Origin of the sequence: Cutibacterium namnetense, assembly GCF_001642025.1 — a bacterium.
GTDB classification, from domain to species: domain Bacteria; phylum Actinomycetota; class Actinomycetes; order Propionibacteriales; family Propionibacteriaceae; genus Cutibacterium; species Cutibacterium namnetense.
Map to the genome: position 1 here is coordinate 502,469 of NZ_LWHO01000003.1, position 19,160 is coordinate 521,628.

At 59.9% G+C, this 19,160-nt stretch carries 18 protein-coding genes and 2 pseudogenes; 9 read left to right on the plus strand and 11 right to left on the minus strand.

Features of this window, described 5'->3' with window-relative positions; genetic code table 11:
• Nucleotides 1-249: 249 nt before the first annotated feature.
• The 3 genes and pseudogenes from A5483_RS05910 to A5483_RS05915 form a co-directional block, all read right to left on the minus strand.
• Nucleotides 250-2,049, minus strand: coding sequence for an ABC transporter ATP-binding protein (locus tag A5483_RS05910; protein WP_241497687.1), 1,800 nt, complete (start codon nucleotides 2,047-2,049; stop codon nucleotides 250-252).
• Nucleotides 2,050-2,208, minus strand: a complete 159-nt coding sequence (locus A5483_RS12375) for a hypothetical protein (RefSeq protein WP_241497679.1) — start codon at nucleotides 2,206-2,208, stop codon at nucleotides 2,050-2,052.
• Nucleotides 2,205-2,651: pseudogene (locus A5483_RS05915) on the minus strand (ATP-binding cassette domain-containing protein); the annotation flags it as partial. The gene A5483_RS12375 and the pseudogene A5483_RS05915, both read right to left, overlap by 4 nt.
• On the opposite strand from A5483_RS05915, the gene A5483_RS05920 reads away from it, so the two are divergent.
• Genes A5483_RS05920 through A5483_RS05930 form a run of 3 tightly spaced genes read left to right on the plus strand, consistent with a single transcriptional unit; the run spans nucleotide 2,620 to nucleotide 5,230 of the window.
• Complete coding sequence (locus A5483_RS05920) at nucleotides 2,620-3,405, plus strand: ABC transporter substrate-binding protein (RefSeq protein WP_241497688.1); 786 nt, start codon at nucleotides 2,620-2,622, stop codon at nucleotides 3,403-3,405. The pseudogene A5483_RS05915 and the gene A5483_RS05920 overlap by 32 nt on opposite strands.
• Nucleotides 3,399-4,469, plus strand: coding sequence for an ABC transporter permease (locus tag A5483_RS05925; protein ID WP_063811225.1), 1,071 nt, complete (start codon nucleotides 3,399-3,401; stop codon nucleotides 4,467-4,469). The genes A5483_RS05920 and A5483_RS05925 overlap by 7 nt, the downstream gene beginning before the upstream one ends.
• Nucleotides 4,463-5,230, plus strand: coding sequence for an ABC transporter ATP-binding protein (locus tag A5483_RS05930; RefSeq protein WP_063811226.1), 768 nt, complete (start codon nucleotides 4,463-4,465; stop codon nucleotides 5,228-5,230). Before A5483_RS05925 ends, A5483_RS05930 begins: the two co-directional genes overlap by 7 nt.
• Before the next feature lie 59 nt (nucleotides 5,231-5,289).
• On the opposite strand, the gene rbsK is transcribed toward A5483_RS05930, so the two are convergent.
• From rbsK to A5483_RS05950, 4 genes are all read right to left on the minus strand, one after another.
• Entirely contained in the window at nucleotides 5,290-6,195 is a 906-nt protein-coding gene (rbsK, locus tag A5483_RS05935; RefSeq protein ID WP_063811227.1) for a ribokinase, read from the minus strand.
• Nucleotide 6,196: 1 nt separating this feature from the next.
• On the minus strand, nucleotides 6,197-7,282 hold the full coding sequence (locus A5483_RS05940) for an aldose 1-epimerase family protein (protein WP_063811228.1): 1,086 nt from the start codon (nucleotides 7,280-7,282) through the stop codon (nucleotides 6,197-6,199).
• Nucleotides 7,269-8,702 (minus strand): L-fucose:H+ symporter permease, encoded by a 1,434-nt coding sequence (gene fucP, locus A5483_RS05945; RefSeq protein ID WP_063811229.1) that lies wholly within the window; start codon nucleotides 8,700-8,702, stop codon nucleotides 7,269-7,271. The genes A5483_RS05940 and fucP overlap by 14 nt, the downstream gene beginning before the upstream one ends.
• Before the next feature lie 202 nt (nucleotides 8,703-8,904).
• Nucleotides 8,905-9,816 (minus strand): sugar-binding transcriptional regulator, encoded by a 912-nt coding sequence (locus tag A5483_RS05950; protein ID WP_063811230.1) that lies wholly within the window; start codon nucleotides 9,814-9,816, stop codon nucleotides 8,905-8,907.
• Between the two features lie 213 nt (nucleotides 9,817-10,029).
• Here A5483_RS05950 and A5483_RS05955 point away from each other — a divergent pair, with 213 nt between their 5' ends.
• Nucleotides 10,030-10,878 (plus strand): HAD-IIB family hydrolase, encoded by an 849-nt coding sequence (locus A5483_RS05955; protein WP_042842576.1) that lies wholly within the window; start codon nucleotides 10,030-10,032, stop codon nucleotides 10,876-10,878.
• Nucleotides 10,879-10,888: 10 nt separating this feature from the next.
• On the opposite strand, the gene A5483_RS05960 is transcribed toward A5483_RS05955, so the two are convergent.
• Nucleotides 10,889-12,106: an acetyl-CoA hydrolase/transferase family protein gene (locus A5483_RS05960; RefSeq protein WP_063811231.1), complete on the minus strand. Its 1,218-nt coding sequence runs from the start codon at nucleotides 12,104-12,106 to the stop codon at nucleotides 10,889-10,891.
• A gap of 42 nt (nucleotides 12,107-12,148) precedes the next feature.
• On the opposite strand from A5483_RS05960, the pseudogene A5483_RS11890 reads away from it, so the two are divergent.
• From A5483_RS11890 to A5483_RS05975, 4 genes and pseudogenes are all read left to right on the plus strand, one after another.
• Nucleotides 12,149-12,461: pseudogene (locus A5483_RS11890) on the plus strand (methionine biosynthesis protein MetW); the annotation flags it as partial.
• Nucleotides 12,458-12,949 carry an Lrp/AsnC family transcriptional regulator gene (locus A5483_RS05965; RefSeq protein WP_002548877.1) on the plus strand — a complete coding sequence of 164 codons (492 nt, stop codon included), beginning with the start codon at nucleotides 12,458-12,460 and terminating at the stop codon, nucleotides 12,947-12,949. The pseudogene A5483_RS11890 and the gene A5483_RS05965, both read left to right, overlap by 4 nt.
• On the plus strand, nucleotides 12,946-14,535 hold the full coding sequence (gene lnt, locus A5483_RS05970; protein WP_063811232.1) for an apolipoprotein N-acyltransferase: 1,590 nt from the start codon (nucleotides 12,946-12,948) through the stop codon (nucleotides 14,533-14,535). Before A5483_RS05965 ends, lnt begins: the two co-directional genes overlap by 4 nt.
• A complete protein-coding gene (locus tag A5483_RS05975; protein WP_063811233.1) occupies nucleotides 14,516-15,337 on the plus strand; it encodes a polyprenol monophosphomannose synthase in 822 nt (273 codons plus the stop codon). Before lnt ends, A5483_RS05975 begins: the two co-directional genes overlap by 20 nt.
• Nucleotides 15,338-15,409: 72 nt before the next feature.
• Here the strand turns inward: A5483_RS05975 and A5483_RS05980 are convergent, their stop codons facing one another.
• Both A5483_RS05980 and A5483_RS05985 read right to left on the minus strand, forming a co-directional pair.
• Nucleotides 15,410-15,742, minus strand: coding sequence for an RNA polymerase-binding protein RbpA (locus A5483_RS05980; RefSeq protein ID WP_002548372.1), 333 nt, complete (start codon nucleotides 15,740-15,742; stop codon nucleotides 15,410-15,412).
• Nucleotides 15,743-15,902: 160 nt separating this feature from the next.
• Complete coding sequence (locus A5483_RS05985) at nucleotides 15,903-16,697, minus strand: glycerophosphodiester phosphodiesterase family protein (protein ID WP_002548605.1); 795 nt, start codon at nucleotides 16,695-16,697, stop codon at nucleotides 15,903-15,905.
• A 66-nt stretch (nucleotides 16,698-16,763) separates the two neighbouring features.
• Here A5483_RS05985 and pdxY point away from each other — a divergent pair, with 66 nt between their 5' ends.
• Nucleotides 16,764-17,642: a pyridoxal kinase gene (gene pdxY / locus A5483_RS05990; protein WP_082864002.1), complete on the plus strand. Its 879-nt coding sequence runs from the start codon at nucleotides 16,764-16,766 to the stop codon at nucleotides 17,640-17,642.
• Here pdxY and A5483_RS05995 read toward each other — a convergent pair.
• Nucleotides 17,579-19,105, minus strand: coding sequence for a helix-turn-helix domain-containing protein (locus A5483_RS05995; RefSeq protein ID WP_002548668.1), 1,527 nt, complete (start codon nucleotides 19,103-19,105; stop codon nucleotides 17,579-17,581). The two genes, pdxY and A5483_RS05995, sit on opposite strands and share 64 nt — an antisense overlap.
• Nucleotides 19,106-19,160 lie beyond the last annotated feature (55 nt).

A 19,160-nucleotide genomic window follows, 5' to 3' on the forward strand; every position in this document is an offset into this window, starting at 1 on the left:
GGCGGGCAACAGTTCTGTGGCTCCAACGAGGGCAGAGGTGGGCGCGCCAGGATCCGACACTGACCTGCAGTGCCGCCCGACCGGCTGGGCAGAAAGCTGGGCGGAAAACTGCGGTGGCGGCGAGATGATCCTGGCCGCCGCCTGGCTGCTGAAGCCATGATGGTGCCCACGTCGTGACGGCAACGATGGTGACGAGGGCGATGCCGGTGTGGTAATTCTGCGCGTGCGGCGCTGTGCTGCCACGCCGCTTTACACGCGCCTCTGGTTCGACCACATTTGCCACAGCTGGGCGAACCGACCGGCGCCGCAACGCAGCTGCTCGGGGGACCCGACCTCAACGATCCGGCCACCATCCATCACCGCGACCTCGTCGGCCATCGCCACCTGGGACAATCGGTGGGCCACGACCAGCGCAGTCCGGCCTGTCACGACCTCGGTGGCAGGCCGGTCCAGGACGGCCGCACCGGAGCTTCCCGCCTCCGCGGTGGCCTCGTCAAGGATGATGACTGGAGGATCTGCCAGCAGGGCACGAGCCAGCGCGACCTGCTGGGCCCGCGCCGGTGGCAATCGCGTCCCCAAGCGACCCACCACGGTGTCGAGACCCTCGGGAAGATCGTCGACCCAATCGGCACCGACCCTGGCCAAGGCGTCCAGGACGGCCTCGCGCACCCGTTCGTCGGGCCAGTCCTCGGCCTGGACCGGCAGGCCCAGCGCCACGTCGTCAAGCAAGGTGCCCGAGAAGATGTGGATCTCCTGACTGACGAGCACCGTCCGGGCCGAGGCAGGCGTCATGGCGATCCTGCCCGACCGGGGCTCCAACAGACCGGCCACCAGAGCGGCCAGAGTGGACTTGCCCGCCCCCGACTCCCCGACGAGCACCGTCGTGTGACCGGCCGGAATCTCCAGATTCACCTGGTGCAGGACGTCTGGACCGTTCTGATAACCGAAGCTCACCTGCTCCACCCGCACCGACGCCGACCCTCGCGAGTGCTGCTGCGGGGGATACGGCTCTATCGGGCAACGATCGCGTTCGCGGGCCTCTCCCGGCCGCAGCAGGGCTGGGTCGTGAGTGTCGTGATCGCGGTGGGATTCTTCTCGGGTCTTCTCCGGTGCTGCCGGCCAGCCGTGGTCCGTCGTCTCGGACTCACCATGCCCTCGACCCCCGGACTCAGCATGAGCATGCGTCGTGGGTATGGACTGTTCCGAGGCCACAGGTTCCTCAGGACGTAGACAGATCACCCCGACCACCCGCTGCAGACACATCCAGGCGGCCTGCAGATTGTTGAGGAACATCAGCAGGAACCGCACCGGGGAGAACAATCGGAGCAGCACCAGGACCGCCGTCGCAGCCGCGCCGACGCTCACCCGATTCGTCATGACGAGCAGATACCCCGTCCAGGCGACGCCGATGGTGGCCACTGCCTCCCCGACGAGAAGTCGCACCACCAAGGTGTTGCCGAGGAATCGCCCACGCAGACTCCATCGCACGGCCTGCCACGACCCGTCGGCCACCGTGTGCGTGCGCAGGCCCTCCACGCCGAAGGCGCGCACCGCGTCCAGCCCGTGGATCGTCGACAGGATGTGTTGCGACTGGGTCGTCGAGGCTCGTCTCTCCGCCTGGTACACCGGCTGCGCAGTGCGCAGGAACTCCCGGATCGCCAACCCGTAGAGCACCCCAGCGAGCACCACGGGAATGAAGAGGGATGGATGCAGGCTTGCCACCGCCCCCACCGACACGATCACCATGATCATGGTGTTGACGAGCCGTGGCAGCGCCCCGTTGGCGGCATCCCGCACCGCGGTGACGTCGTCGGAGGCTCGCGAGACGAGGTCGGCGGTGCCGGCCCCCTCCACCCGTTGCTGGTCCAGCCCCAGCCCGACCGCAATCATCTCCTCCCGCAGGCGGGTGACGATGGTCGTGAAGAAGGACGGCGTGAGCGCCTGGGCGGCGCCGTTGCAGATCCCCGAACCGACGACTGCAGCCCCCATCGCCAAGGCCGGTGTGAGCAGCGCGGACGGCGATTGGCGGGTGTGCGCAGCATCGATGATTCACCCAGTGGCCATCGGCACCGCCAGATCGAGGATGGCTCCCAGCGCCACCACGACGATGGCGGCGACGAAGTATCTGCGCACCCCCTTCGAGGTCCGGTGGACCTCTCGGCGGACCTGCGCTGGGGTGGCCAGTGGCAACCAGTGCCGGGTGCTCATGACAACATCTCCCGGTAGCCGTCGTGACCCAACAGTTCCCGGTGCGGGGCACGAGCGACCAGGTGACCGTCGTCGTCGAACAGCACCACCTCGTCCATGCGGTCCAGCAGGGCGGAAGAGGTCGTGGTGATGAGAGTGGTGCGCCCAGCTCGTAGCTCACCCATCCGTTCGGCGATGGCGGCGGTGGTGGCGGCGTCGATGCTCGTGGTGGGGTCGATGAGAACCAGACCATCGGGGGCATGGATGAGGGCGCGGGCCAGGGCCAGCCGTTGCCGCTGGCCGCCCGAGACGTGCCGACCGCCCTCCCCGACGCCGGTCTGCAGCCCATGCGGCAACTCGGCGATGGTGGTGTCCAGGGCAGCCGCCCGTACGACGGCGTCCAACATGTCGTCCCTCGTGCTGCCCAACATGATGTTGGCCTGGACGGTGTCGTCGAACAGCTCCTGTCAATATGACGCCGCATCCGGCATCTTCTACTCCTGGCTCAAACCCATCGAGCAGGGCCAGAACGTCAAGTTTGTCGCCGGCCTGCACGGTGGGTGCTTGAGGCTGGTAGTACTGAAGCACTCTAGGTTCACCAAGGTCGCTAACCTCAAAGGCGCGACTATCGGTGTCCCTAGTATGCACTCGTCGGCCACCATGTTCTTCTCGATGGACCTCCTAGACGCCGGTATCAATCCGCTTCCTGAGGCAAAACAGGTCACCTGGAAGGTGATGGACAACTCCGTGCTAGGCGATGCGCTTCATCGGGGGCAGGTCGACGCCATTGCCACCTCTGACCCCATCGCCTACGGGCCGATCCGTGACGGGTCAGCGGTGGAGTTGGCCAACAATATGAGCGGTATGAACGCCCAAGATTTCTGCTGCTGCACCGCCATCAACGGCAACATCATCGAAAATGAGCCCGACGTGGCTCGTCAGCTTATCAGGGCTTGGTGCAAAGGGTCTCGATATGTCGATGGACACGAGGCCGAAGTAGCCAAGATCGAAGTTGACGGCAAATATGTCGCCACCGGGGATGCAAAACTCGTCGAGACCTTTCTCAAGAACTACTCATGGAAACCTTCGGTGACCAAGCTCAAAGCCTCCCTACTACCGGGGATCGTCAAGTTCAAGAAGACTGGTTATCTGGACTCCTCGGACGATCCTCACAAACTAGCCGATACGGCCTTCACGACGTTGAGACTCACATGGTGACCGCTGCCGAGGAGAAAGCCCGGGTCCGTGACCGGGACGTCGCCCTCGCCGCCGATCCCAAGGTGGAGGCAGCGTTGGCACGACGTCATCGAGCCCGGAAAGCGAGCCACCCTTTAGTCGGGATTATGGTGACTTTGTGGACCCTGACTACTGCGGTCATCTTGTGGATTCCGGACACGACAGCCTTCATCGTCCACGGTCAAAAGCCGTTGGCCGCAGCAACAGGTTTGGTCGTCGTAGTGATGGTGGGTTTGTGGGCACTGTCGATCAGAGCGACCGATGGTTTCCGGCTGCGGGTCTCGCGTTGGCTGGGATTATGGACCTGGTGGTGGGTGGCATTGGGCGCCGTCACCCTGTTACTTGACGTCCTCACCGCCAAGACCGCAGTGCTGAGACCGCCCTACGTTCCGCCGCCCGGTCAGTTACTCACTGAGGCGTGGGGTGACCGCACCCTGTTAGGTCAATCCATCGTCCATTCCGCAGTATTGCTATTGGTTGGATTGCTTATAGGTGGGATTGCTGGACTTCTCACCGGGTTGTGGATGGGGTGGTCGCGTCGGGCTGGCTACTGGTTCAACCCTATTGTCAAGTACATCGGCCCAGTTCCGACCCTGGCGTGGATTCCCATTGTCTTTCTCGCCTTCCCAAATACTTTTTGGGCTGCGGTATTCCTCGTCGCCTTGACAGTATGGTTCCCGATGACGGTACTTACCAACGCTGGTATCAGGTCGATTCCCAAGAGCTACTTCGACGTATGCCAGACTCTGGGAGCTTCGACGCGGTTTCTGGTGCTCAAGGTGAGTCTTCCGGCAGCCCTGCCGAACATTTTTACCGGAATCTTCATGGCTTTGCCCACCGCCTTCGTCACACTGACTATCGCCGAGACCTTGGGGGTCAATTCCGGCCTCGGTTGGTACATCAACTGGAAGAAAGGGTGGAGTTCGTACCCCGCCATGTACGCAGCTATCGCCATCATGGTGATCCTGTGCGGCAGCCTGCTCAGTCTCGAATTGTCCATTCGCAATCGCGTACTCGCTTGGCAGAAAGATCTCACACGATGGTGAACAAACTTCAGCGCAACATGGCCGGTGCGGTTGATCTAGTCGGTGTCACCCAGGCATCTCGCAATCATGGCAAACCACTGCCGGTGCTCGATGAGGTGGACCTGTCTGTGAAGCCCGGCACCTTCGTTAGTCTGATCGGACCCTCGGGTAGTGGCAAGTCCACGTTGCTGAGATTGGTCGCGGGTCTCGACATGCCAGTCGATGGCAAGGTTTATGTGGATGGTCGGGTCGTCAGGGGCCCCGATCCGCGTCGTGGCCTGGTCTTCCAGGATCCGACGCTGCTACCCTGGCTGAGCGTCGAACGCAATGTCGGTCTAGGGCCGACGGCCCAAGGCCGCCGCGGCCCAGAATGGACCCGCCGGATCGACGAGATGATCGATATGGTTGGGCTCGAAAACTTCCGGCACGCTTTACCGTCGGAGTTGTCCGGCGGCATGGCCCAGCGTGCTTCCCTTGCGCGAGCACTCGTCACCCGACCCGAGATCCTGCTCTTGGACGAACCGTTGGGCAAGCTCGACGCACTCACCCGCTCGACACTGCAAGGGGAGTTGGAGAGGCTGTGGAGGACTCAAGGTTTCACCGGGATCATGGTGACCCACGATGTCGAGGAGGCTCTGCTGCTATCGGATCGCGTGGTGGTCTTCTCTCCACGTCCAGCACATGTCGTCGCAGACTTCTCAGTGGAGCTCGATCGGCCGCGTACCCCGGACAATCCCCAGTTCCGCGAGCTGCGTCACGAAATTCTCGGGCTGCTGTTCTAAGAACTAAAAATATCGCCCACCAGGGAACCCAACTTCTAACCTCCCGCTCCACCGTCATCTCAGTCCGCTGGGAGACTTCCATCGGCCAAAGCATATGAAGTCTGAGTTCCGTGACGCGTGACCGAATCGGCGGCATACCTGTTTCCGGCACGGATCGCAGCCGTCACGTCTCCGTGATCTACCCATTCTTTGGCAAAGCAACCTATAAAGGCGTCGCCGGCACCCGTCGTATCCACGGCGCGAACGACCGGAGCCTTAATGATTTCGCGTCCATACGCATGGGCCCACATCGCACCACGCGAGCCCAAGGTCACAATGATATTCGTGATGCCTGCCCCCAACAGTACATCAGTGGCCTTGCCAACATCATCGAGGGTATCCACCGGCATTCCTGTTATGAGTTCCAGCTCAGACTCATTCGGCATGAAGAACTCAATTCCGCAGATCCGCTCAAGATCCAGTTCTGGTGCAACCGGAGCCGGATTAAGAAGCACTGGTATTCCCAGTACTTTCCCCAACTCGATTGTGGCGTAAACCGTGTCTAATGGAATCTCCAGCTGAAGCACGATGAGCTTACACTTGGCAATATCTTCACGAGCATCCTCGACGTCAGCAGGGCTCAGATAAGCATTAGCTCCCTTGATGATGAGGATGGAGTTGCGCGACTCCGGATCGACGAAGATCGGTGCCACCCCCGAGCTCGCATCGGTGCGTAACACGTGGGTGGTATCGATACCGTTCTTGCGAAAATTTTCCAACGTGGTGTCAGCGAACACATCGTTGCCAACTCGAGTGATCATCACGACCTCTGCACCGAGACGCGACGCGGCCACTGCCTGATTCGCGCCTTTGCCACCGCATCCCATTCGGAACTCCGGGGCCTCAACGGTTTCGCCCTCTGATGGCATACGGTGAATGTAGGAGATGAGGTCCACCATGTTGGACCCAATAACAGCGATATCCATGTCACTGCGCCTCTCGGCCAACAGCTTCACCTTGAGCGAGCAGGCCGGTGGTTACGGAGAAGGTGCGGGTTGCCCCGGCATCCAGATGAATGAGTGTTCCGGCAGCTTCGGCAGCCAGGCGTCCCTCAGGCCTACTGGTACCTGGGAGCACGTATGCGGCCACCTTTTGATCTGCGTTGTGAAGTATCCACCGAGTAGCGACAGGGAATTGGTCGGTACGGAAGCGGGTCACGAAGTCGTGATGAGCACGAGCCTGCATTCTAAACTCGGCAGTCTTGCCATATTGAGGCAAGTCGTCTGCAAAATAGACGATCTCGGGATCGAATGCCTCCGCGCCGACCAACGAGTCAGCATCGATCTTTCCAGCAAGAATTTCGTCATTGATTCGGAGCCACTGGTGTGTTGGCGTCACGTGGTCCGGCACGCTGCGGCGCAGCTGGAAGGCCCCGTCGGGCAAAGACTGGCTCATCCGAGCGTCCGGAATGAACGCATAGTTCATATGGCACATATACTGCAACGGCATCGACTGATAGTTCGACAGATTGGTGACCTCAAGGCCGATGTCGAACATGGCTGAGTTGGTTCGTAGGGTCACAGTGGGCCGCGCAAGATAATGGCGCCCGAAGCCCATGCGGTACTCATAGTCACTGACTAAGGTGACAGCAGAAACACCGCAGGGTTCGTGTTTTGTGACAAGTCTCGCCGAGCGCATTGGCGCACAGGGAAACTCCCCGTGCAGTGGGTGATTGTCCTCTGGAGACGGGCATCCCGCAGCCAGCAGACCAGAGTGGAAAGCGAAACACCCATATGTCTCAACGATCTGCCGGGCTGGCACCGGCATATCGAACATGTTATCCATTCGCAGCGACTGGCCGTCGAACACGGCATCCCACAAAATCTGGCCCATGAAGGGGAGAGCTTCGACGTACCCGCGGGAATTGGCGATCCGCAAGGCGGCGATCCCAGTGGGGTAGCGCCAGGCGGTCACGGTCCATTCACCAGCCTGGAGGATGTCACGCTTTCCGTCCCCACACACTTCGGGGTACAGGATAATCTCGAGTTCAGTCGATTTGTCACTGGTTGGCATGGGATGCCTCTTTCAGAGCGGCTGGTGCGAGGTCACAGATCTCTTTGTGATCGCGACGATCGACTACCAAGAAGAACGCGAAGATTGCGGCGAAGCAGAAGGCGTTCACGATGAAACTAAATCTCATGGATCCGGTGGTGTCAGATAGGAAGCCCTGCACCACTGGAATGGCAGCACCACCGATGATCGACATAACGATGATCGCACCACCTGTCTCGGTGTAGCGCTTATCTTCAATCAGGTCGAGATTTCGTGCGAATATCGTCGCCCATCCTGGCCCCAATAGCGCCGATGCTATCACCGCTGCGTAGACGGTTGTGAAGCTTGGCACAGCGACGATGTAGGTTATGCATAACACCCCGAGTAACGAATAAGCCATCAGGATGCTATTCTCATTCATTCGGGTCATGAGCAGGTTAGCGATAGTTTTTCCAATGAAGAATGAAATGAATGCGGCGATCAGATAGTTCGCAGCCGTGCGCTCATTCAACGTCGGATCAAGATTCAAGGCTAACCGGATGGTGAAAGTCCATAGTGACGTCTGCAGGCCCACGTAGAGAAACTGTGTAAGAATCCCCGCACGGAACAAACGGTTCTTCGCTAGGTATGCGAGGGTTTCACCGATGGGGGCCTTCACTTCTTCCGCGTCGTTGCGAAGTGGCTTAGAGTGCGGGTATTGGGTGATGGCGATGAGTACCACGAGTACTACCAACATAGCGATGATGACTCGGTAGGGACCGAGCGTACGCCCCAAGGCGTCCGCGGTGATAGCTTCGCGCTCCACGACCGTCCGGGCATGGGCGACGCGCTCATGCAGCGCAGCGCCATCGGTGAATACAAGGAACTTTCCCATCAGAGCACCGCCCAAGAATCCCAGTGACGTGAATGTCTGGGAAATATTGAGGCGCAGAGTTGCGTGCTTTCGATCGCCGATCATCGATGAGTAAGTGTTCGCCGAAGTTTCCAAGAAAGAGAGGCCAACGGCGATGGAGAACAGGGCAGCCAAGAATACTGTATATGTCGCCACGCGCGAAGCTGGGAAGAACAACAGGCACCCGAGGATGTACACACTCAGCCCAATGAGCAACCCCGTCTTGTAGCTGGTGCGACGAATGACTCGGCTCGCGGGTATGGCTATGAGGAAATATCCGCCGTAGAAGGCTGACTGTACGAATGCGCTGGCCAGATCCGAAAGGGAAAACACAGCCTTAAATTGGGTGATGAGGATGTCGTTCATGCTCGCCGCCATGCCCCACATCGGGAAACATATCGACAGCAGGATGAATTGGAAGATTGGGGTGCGGTTCAGGTATCCGTCACGCAGCTGCAAGGTGCGGTCCTTGATGAGGCCCCACGACGTGTTCGGGATGCCGCGATCCACGTCCGTCTCGTTGACGCCAGTGGTGTCCTTGGTAGTCACAGTGCCTCCTCATTGGTCAGGAGGGAGATCCTGACGTAGGCACCGATGCAGGTGGCAGCGGGGGCTAACAGCGTGTGATCGATGAGAGCGGCAATGCCCATGTGAACTCCTTTGCTCAGGGGGATCACTGTAGGACTGCCGCAGTCCTTTCGGTGGCACATTCGTGCCAATGTGAGGCGACAACACGACGTGGCGGCCGTCGTCAAGTGTATTTGAGGAGCAATTCGGCGGTGGAGACATCTGTGACGATGTGGTCCACATACCCTGCCAATGCCGCAGCGCGGACGAACTCGATCTGACGTGCCCCGTAAGTGATGAGCACGGTGCGTTTACTCCGACGCAACTGCGCCAGGGTGGGACTCGAGGTGCGTTGCCCCAAGGTTGGGGCCACTACCCGCCCGTCAGCATCGATGAATCGCCCACATAGGTGTCCCACTGCATTTCTATCGATCTGTTCGCGCTCCTGCGAAGTCACCAGATCACTGCGCCGGATCAGCTCCATGTCCTCTCGACAGGAACCAAGTATGAGTACCGCACTAGTAACACGTCGACTCTCGTGTTGCCGCGCCGCCGGAGATTTTTCGGCTCTCACTCGTGCCGTGACGCTGGGGTGCAGCAATGGCACCGGGCAGGGGTGGACTACCAAGTCCGTGCGTTCCATGAACGACTTCATCGAAAGATGGGTGTTGTGGCCCGGAGCTGTGCCCGCGCATTGATACCAAGCTCTTGGCCGCAGCGGCGCGCGGGCCATTTCCAGCGCGCAGGCCTGCACCGTTTGAGACCACCAGAACGAGACGTCCTCCTCACCGGGTAGAACGAGGTTGTTCGTCAGGTGGGCGGCTCCTGAGCCCAAAGCGTTGAGCAAGTCGCTGCTCGTCGGACCAGTGGGACTGACGAGCAGCAATCCAGCGATTCGAAAACGCTGAGTCAGGGTCTGCACGAGTTCCCGGTCGGACTCGCGAGGATCAACTACATGAGTGCGGATGTATCCCGATTCGCGCGCGGTCGCCAAAAGTTTCGAAACTTGGGGGCGTGACACATGCAGGACTTGTGCAACGGCAGCTTGATCTAGCCCCCGCAGATGGTATAGCCGAGCTGCCTCCAAAGCCATCATCTGACGAGAACTGAGGGCTCTTCGGCTGTCGGTGCGGCCATGGGACGATGAAGGCACGGCGGTGAGCCTAATCCGCAGGCATACTGAACGCCACCACAGATGCTTTGGACTCCGATCGGCCCGTTGCACTGCAGGCCATCGCCCACGCATAGTCAGTGCGGTACTTGTACCACAAGCACAGCGTGACAGTTTCGCTATCCTGACCACGTGGACATGCCGAATCCAACCCCGTTTCCTGCTCCCGCGCAGGACCTTCGTCTGGTGATCACCGACATGGATGGGACCCTCCTTGACCGTGACGGGAACATTCCCTCGCAGCTATGGCCCCTGCTGGAGACTATGCGAGATCGTGGCATCGCCTTCGTACCAGCCTCAGGTCGCCAATGCACCACGCTGTCCACGATGTTCCATTCGCACTTGCAGGGCATGCCGATTATCGCGGAGAACGGAACCTACGTCGTCCGTGACGGAGTTGATATCTCATCGTCGATCATCAGTCCTAGCCTGGCCCACGAGGTGATTACAGGAGTCCGGCAGCTTCGCGACGAGAGTCGTGACGTCGGTTTGGTCGCCGCCACTAAATCCATCGCTTACCTTGAGCGCGGAGATGAGCCCTTCGTCTCCCATGTAGCGACTTATTACCACAGCCACAAGGTCGTCAAGGACCTCACCGAATACACCGACGATGTGATCAAACTGTCCATCTACGACTTCGGGGAGGCCTCGGACGTCACCTATCCGACGATGAGGCGCGTCGCCCCCGAGCACCAAGTCATCCTCGCCACCCCTAACTGGGTCGACATCATGAACCCAGGAGTCAACAAGGGCAGCGCCGTCGAGGCCGTCCAGCGCGATCTTGGCGCCACTGCCGACCAAACCGCCATCTTTGGCGACTTTCTCAACGACCTCGAGATGATGCCCTTGGCGAAGTGGTCCTTTGCCATGGCCAACGGCCATCCCGACATCGTCAAGGCATCGAAGTACATTGCCCCGCCGAACACTGAGCGCGGCGTCATCACGGTCCTCGCCGCGTTGCTAGGTGTCAATGTCCCGGCCACGTAACGGCCAGGTATCAGGCCAGGGATAGCTCTTTGGCCGCGCTCCAGAGACCTCCCCGGGCGTTAGGATGAGCAGCATTGTCGATGAGTTGTCGCGCCTGTTCCTCTTGAGATTTGCCGAAAAGATTTGCGATACCTTGTTCGGTTATGACAGCCGAGGGCTGGGTCGCCGACGCGGGGGAGTCCAAGAGTCCGACGATCGTTGAGCAGTCAGCTTTGGGATGCCAACTCGGCATGGCAATGAGTGCCTGTCCGCCAGGAGAGTGCATTGACCCCACCAGGAAATCAGTTGATCCTCCGATTCCGGAATGGATTTTTCCGCCCACCCGGGTTGCGTTAACTTGACTGAACAGGTCTACTTGCAAGGCCGCATTGACGCTGGCCATTTTCGGCTGGGCTGAAATAAAACTCGGATTGTTCGTTTTCTCGCAGCGCAGCAACTGTACTTTCGGATTCTCATCTAACCATTCGTAAAGGGCAGGCGTTCCCATGGCGAACGTTCCAGTGATGGGGCGGTCGTCAAGGCTATGAGCCTCTTCAAGCAGGCGGATCGAGTCGGTAAGTAGTTCGGTCCACACACCGAAGGCTCGATTATCGGGCAGCATCGCCACGACGGCGTCAGGAACGGCGCCGATGCCCACCTGAAGAGTTGCTCCGTCTGGTATCTGGGATGCTACAAGATTGCCAATCTGCTGCGCACTCGGGCCGGGCGACGGCATGGTGGCCGTCGGCAACGGAGTGTCGACAAGGACTCCGATATCGATATCACCGACGTCAACAATTCCATCCCCGAAAACATAGGGCATGTTCGGATTGACCTGGGCAATGATGGTGGCTCCTCGGCGCTTCGCCGATTCCAATACAGCAGGGAGAACCTGCACCTCAATACCCATGCTCACCACCCCGTTACGAGGTGTGCTGGTGTGGAGGAGAAGAATATCCGGGGCGAAGCGGTTCTCGTAAAGCTGTGGGGCAAGGCTCAGCCGGCACGGCACATACTCAAGGCTCTCAGCGTGGCGGGTCCCGGGGCCAATAAAGACCGTCTCGTGCGTGACTCCCTTGCGTGTCGGCACGCCCACCGGGGCGTTGACACATGCCAATCGCCACGTCTCCAGACACTGGTCAGCGACGTCAAGGAGAGCCAGGGGAGTGGCACCAGAACCAGCACACACCACCCGGGGGCAGCCCGCCATACCTTTTAAGACGCGTTCGAGGCCCGCGAGATCTATCATGCGCACACCAAAGAGAGTAGTGGCTTTCCGGGCGCAACGAGACGTATCGGTACTTTGTTTATCCTTCCTGGCACCGAACTTCATGTACTGGCGTAACCGCTTTAAGATCGTGGGCGGGAGGGTGCCGACCTCCCACGATCCGCTGCATGCCTGGCATGACGCCCCTGGGCAGTCCGCTTCGGAGGTCGCTAACCTCGAAGACTGGCTCGCAAGCCTAGAGAACAGGGTGTGCCTGGACGGCGAGAGACGACCATCGCGGGTAGGATTTGCCGCACCAAATTTGCCCGCCGAATCAACCATTCACGTGCTGAAATCCCATTGGGTCGAACTGGGGACAGGGAGGAACTATTCATGACCAAGCACCACGACGAGGAGGACGAGGATCGATCGCCGATCCTCGAAGCCACCGACCGTCACATCCTCGGCCTGCTTGAGAAAGATGGTCGGATGTCGTGGACTGAGCTCGGTCACCAGACCGGCCTATCGACCTCAGCCGCCCAACAACGCGTTAAACGCCTTGAGGCCAAGGGGATTATCACCGGATATCACGCCACCCTGGACCTCGAGGCAATTGGTGCGGGTATCACCGCGTTCATCTTCCTCAACCCCGTCGATCCCGAAGAAGACGACACAATACCCGGTGTCCTGAGAACCTTCCCCGAGGTGCGGGGCTGTCACTCCATCGCCGGGGCGGCGTCCTATTTGGCACGAGTCCAAGCGCCCAGCGCCAGTCACCTCGATCAGTTGCTTACACGTATTCGCAAAGAAGGTCATTGCGGCACAGAGACAGTCGTCGTCCTCGACACCGTGTTCGACGACCTCGGCATGCTGGGAACCCGGTGATTTGTTACCTGCGGCGCACTTCGTGGCTGCGTGGCGCGGCCGCTGTTTTCGCCGGCGTCGCGACCGGTACTGGCTTCCAGCCACTGAACTGGTGGATCCTAGTTATTCCCGGTCTCGCCGCGTCCATCGTGCTGATGAGCAGCACTACCAGTCGGGCCGCGGCCGGACTGGGATACCTCTTTGGCATCGGTCTGTTTACCACCACCATTGCATGGGTTGGCGTCATGGGCCCGCCGGTAGCAATACTTCTTATCGCCGTCATGGCGTTGTGGTGTCTGCTGGCCGGGTGGGCGATTCGGTGTGTCAGCGTCTTACCGGGGGCGCCGGTGTGGCAAGCAATGGTGTGGACGGCCACTGAGATTGGGGCCGCGGCCGTCCCACTGGGTGGATTCGGTTGGGTACGCCTGGCATGGACCGTTGTCGACACGCCATGGGTCGGTGTGCTCAGATGGGCGAGCAGCATCGGTACCAGCTTCCTCGTGGCCCTGGCGGCGGGGCTCTTGGCCCATCTCGTCTCAGCCCAGGACGGCAGTCGGCGTCGCGCCAGCATCGCTTTCTTCGGGGAACTTCTCGCCGTCACCTTGGTGGGGACTGTCTGCGTCACTATCGCGCACCGTCATATTCCACACCAACGCTCCGCGCGAGTCCTGGTGGTGCAGGGGGGAGTGGACGGAACCGCCGGCCCATACGCGATGGGATATGCACGCTCGGTCACCGACAATCACCTCTCCCAGACGATCATGGCCGTCGCGGAGCAAAAGACGTCTGGCACCCCTGCCCCCGACATGGTGTTATGGCCAGAGAATTCCACCGATATCGATCCAGTACTCGATTTCGAGAGTCACCAGATCGTCATGGGCGCGCTGGCTATCTCGAATCGACCGATCCTGGTTGGCGCTGTGACTGACGGTCCCGGTAAGGATGAGCGTCAGACGGCATCGATGTGGTGGCCACCGTCGTCACCACAGCCCACTTCGACGTATCACAAACGCAACCTGGTGCCGTTCGGCGAATGGATTCCCGCGCGGTCCTTCTTCCTTCCGCTCATTCCCGTGTTAGGAAACATCGGACGACAATCCGTTCCCGGGACGACCCCAGGTGTCCTTGATGCCACTATCGCCGGTCAGAAGGTCCCGGTTGGCGTGGTGGTCTGTTTCGAAGTGGCTCATGACGGCACGGTCGCCGACACAGTGCGCCACGGGGCGAAGATCCTGGTCGTCCAATCCAACAATTCGTCTTTTATCGACACCGCTCAGACACCGCAACAGTGGCAGATCACCAGGGCCAGAGCGATTGAGACCGGACGCCATATCGTCGTCTCAACCACGAATTCCTTCTCCGGGCTGGTAAACCCTGACGGATCCGTCGCGGTGCGCACTAACGAGGGAGGCCATACACACTTCACGGTGACTATGCCTCTCGAGTCCGGTCTTACCATGGGGGTACGAATTGCACCGCGGTTGCGGGTCATCATCCTCGTTATTGCAGCAGGGGCCATCGCGGTGTCGTTGCTGCAACGCCGTCGCGCTATGCTCGCACAAGCGAATCACAACAGATCGGAGAGGGATGTCCGCCACCGACACTGAAGTCCGGCTCGACAAGGTCCTTGTCATCATTCCGACCTACAACGAGGCCGAGAATGTTGAGACCATCGTCGCGCGGACCCGCCGCGCCAACCCACAAGTCGACGTCCTGATCGCCGACGACAATTCGCCGGACGGTACCGGAGAGATTGCCGACCACATTGCCTCGGCTGACGATCACGTTCACGTTATGCACCGCAAGGGCAAGGAAGGTTTGGGGGCCGCATACCTGGCTGGATTCCACTGGGGCCTTGACCACGGCTATGACGTCCTAGTCGAGATGGACGCCGACGGTTCCCATCAGCCTGAGCAGCTGCCGCTGCTGCTGGAAGCCCTTAAGCACGCCGACATGGTCAAGGGGTCCCGCTACGTCAGGGGCGGCTCGGTAGTCAACTGGCCAAAATACCGCGAACTCATCTCTCGAGGCGGCGGCCTATGGACGCGGATGTGCCTGGGAATTGGCGTCAAAGATCCCACCGGTGGATTCAACGCTTTCCGTGCTAACACCTTGCGTGCCATCGGACTTGACGACGTTGCCTCAGCTGGTTATTGCTTCCAGCTCGACCTCACCTGGCGCACCCTCAAGAAGGGCATGACTGTCGCTGAGGCCCCGATCGAGTTCATCGAGCGTGAGTACGGCAACTCCAAGATGAGCAAAGACATCGTCATTGAGGCGTTGCTGCGCACCACGATGTGGGGACTTGATTACCGTTCCCATCAGCTCAAGGATCTTGGCCACGTGGCCTTGGATCGGGCCGAGAAGGTCGCCGGTGACATCAAGGAGCGTCGTTCTCGTCGCTCATGACGAGATGAGATGCGCTCCGTGGCTCGCGTCCCCGGAGCGCATTTCGCCATGAGCCACCCGGCCTCGGCAGGATCAGTTCTCTTTACGGATTTCGTCCAGCCTTTCGGCAAGTAGTTCTTCGAGTTCGGGTATTGAGCGACGCTCAGTAAGCATGTCCCAGTGGGTGCGTTGCGGCTTCTGCTTCTTCCGCTGAGGATCAGTGCCGTCGCTACGCAACGCTTCAGCGCCGCAGCGCGGGCACTCCCACAAGCTCGGCAATTCTGCCTCGGTAGAGAAGGTGAGATCGAAGTGATGGCCGTTTTGACAGTCGAAGCCAATTTGCTGACGTTCGGCCATCTCAACGCCTTCTTCATCCTCGAAACTCTTGGATCCCAAACCCATGCCTCGTAGCGCACGGTCGGCCATGATGCTCCCTCCTGCTTGTAGGCATCAGGCCCAGGTTGGGCCTCAATAATCCCAGCATCCCACAAGCCACAAGTTTCGGGGAGCAGGACCGACCATCGGATTGGACGTTCACTTCGTAGACATACGATGGCGGTCGTCAATATCAGCCATCACAGCGGGATCATCGCGGAATGAGAGTCGGCGCGTCCTTCGGTTGATGAACGCGAGCAAACTCACACATTAGGTCAGGACGATCTGTAACGATGCCGTCGACCCCCATATCCATCAGCTCGCGAGCCTCAGAGATTTCGTCAATCGTCCAGACGTGAACGGCCCGCCCCAGACGATGAGCAGCATCGATGAAGGTCGGCGTCACCAAGGGGACGCCATATCGGGTCAGGCGATGCGGCACCTGATACGCGTCCCCGCGAGACCGTGCCCTCTGCATGCTATGAGGGCCGACGATAGCCCAGCCGACTCCAACTGGCCCCACCGCAGTCGCGGTACGTTCCGGAACGAGGCGACGAAAGGTCTGGATGCGTCTACTACTAAACGACCCGACGCAGACCCGATGCCAGGCCCGGTGACGGGAAAGAACGTCAACGAGCGGCACTGTGGCACCATCGTGCTTGATGTCAATGTTGATGAACGCCTCGGGAAAGGCGTCGAGAATCTCGTCCAAGGTGGGAATGGGTTCGCCACCGACCTTGGCTTGTTTTACCTTGTGCCACGGCATGGCGGCGATGACACCGCTCGACTCAGTGACGCGATCGAGTATCGGATCGTGGAATGCCACCAGCACTCCATCGCTGGTCGCATGAACATCAGTTTCAAGATAGGTACATCCCACCTCGACGGCGTGGCTAAAAGCAGCAAGGGTGTTCTCGATCCCCTTGTTGACGGCCATACCAGCACCACCACGATGGGCTAACACGATGAACGGACTGTGACAATATGGATGGTCAATGGCTCTCACAACACTCCATTCTGCTCCGAAGAAGGTTCGAATACGTGGCTACTGTGGCCGCTACCATGGCCTAGCGTGAGCGTCACCGTCTTATCGCTGCAGTCCCACGTCGTCCAAGGAACCGTCGGCAACAGCATCGCTGTTCCCGTGATGCGAGCTATGGGAGTGCGCGCCTGGGGGATGCCTACAGCGTTGTTGTCCAATCACAACGGACGTTCCAGCGTCGCTGGTATCCCCATCGATTCCGAGCAGATCGACGCCATGGTCAACGCCCTTGACTCCAATGGCGAACTCAAACATGTTGACGCGGTGCTGTCCGGATACCTCACACCACGTACCGGGCCAGCGGTGCTGCGAACCGTAGAGAAGTGCCGTGCCCACCACTGCGACACGATATGGGTCTGTGACCCCGTCATGGCAGACATGACTCCAAACGGCGAGCTCAGAGCCTACGTCCCAGACGAGACCGTGTCCTTGATGAAGGATGCGGTTCAACACGCCGATGTCGTGGTGCCAAATCTCGCCGAGCTGGGGATCCTGACAGGGACCGAGCCGCGCGCCCTTGACGACATCATCAGAGCGGCTCAAAGTCTTACCGGGCCGCGCCTTGTCATCGTCACTTCGGTGCCTTACCACGACGATGATGGCGATGGCATCGCGATGGTCGGTGTGACAGGGGAGAAGGCCGTCGTGACTCACGGCCCTCTCCTTGACCGTCACTTCAACGGTGCAGGCGACCTCACCAGCGCAGTTCTCACGGCAGGATTGGTGAAGGGTGAGCCACTGGATGCCGCGCTCGGCAAGGCAGCTGGTGTCGTACATGCCGTCCTCGAGCGCACCGTAGCCCATTCCGGTGACGAGTTGGACTGGTGGCCCGAGGACGCCGCAGCTCAGCCATGGAAGACGGTGATCTTGGCTCCCAACGCCCCAAGCCGGGTCGGGAGATCCTCGTAACCGCGGTTAATCATGTAGACGTCGCGCAAAGTTGTTTCTCCCGAAGCAGCTAGGGCCGCCAACAGAAGACAGACAGCAGGGCGCAAGGCCGGCGGGCAGATGAGCTCACGGCCACGCCAACGGGTCGGACCTCGCACGATGAGACGGTGCGGATCGAGCAGCTGAACGTCAGCGCCGAGTTTGCCCAAGTCAAGCAAGTGGATGGCACGGTTTTCGTAGCACCAGTCGTGGATGAGGGTCTGGCCTTCTGCTTCTGCAGCAATCACCGCAAAGAACGGCAGGTTGTCGATGTTGAGGCCCGGGAAAGGCATCGGGTGGATCTTGTCAGCTACCGCCCGCAACTTGCTGGGGCGCACCGTAACGTCCACCAGACGAGTGAACTCATTATGGGAGACATACTCGGGGGAGAGGTCGAAGTCCAAGCCCATCTCGGACAGGATCGCCAGCTCAATTTCAAGGAACTCGACCGGGCAACGAGTGATCGTCAGCTCCGACTTGGTAACGACCGCCGCCGTGAGAAGGCTCATGGCCTCGATCGGGTCTTCAGATGGAGCGTACTCGACGTCGACGTCGATCTCTTCGACGCCGCGGACTCGCAAGGTCGTCGTTCCGATGCCCTCAATCTGCACGCCGAGCTGGCATAGGAACACGCACAGGTCTTGAACCATATAGTTCGGACTGGCATTACGCAGCACGGTCACGCCAGGGGTCTGGGCAGCAGCCAGTAGAGCATTCTCAGTAACAGTGTCGCCACGCTCGGTTAGGACAATGTGGCGCTCCTTAACAGTGCGATCGGTGACGTGGCACCGGTAGAAGCCCTCGGTAGCAACGACGTCAAGACCGAAAGCACGTAGCACCTGCAGGTGGGGCTCGACAGTTCGAGCACCGAGGTTGCAGCCACCGGCGTAAGGCAGTTTGAAGGAGTCGTAGAACCGCATCAATGGCCCGAGGAACATAATGACACTTCGGGTACGCCGGGCAGCCTCAACATCCATATCGTCGAGGTTGAGCTCAGCCGGACGAATCAGGGTGAGGTCACGCTCATCAGCAGACCATTCGTAGGTGACGCCAATGGAGGTGAGCACCTCGAGGATGCGGTTAACTTCCTCGATGTGGGCGATACCGCGCAGCACGGTACGACCCCTGTTGATGAGGCAGGCGCATAACAGCGCAACGGCGGCGTTCTTGGAGGACCTCACCTCGATCGAGCCCGAGAGCTGATGACCACCCTCAATGCGGTAGTTCATGGTTCCGCTTCCCGGCTGGGTGATGATGGGGGACTCTAACGCCTCCGCGATGCGGTTGATGTACTCCAAGGAGAGGTTCTGCGTGCCTGACTCCACCCGGTGAATAGCGCTCTGGGAGGTCTTCAGGATCTCCGCCAATTGGTTCTGCGTCATTCCATGCTGCTTGCGTGCGTCGCGGATGAGGCGACCAACCGAAGCTGGGGTGATGTTGTCCACAGCAGATCCTTTCGACGACAACTCGTTTCCCGACCAGGATATATCAGATCTGAGT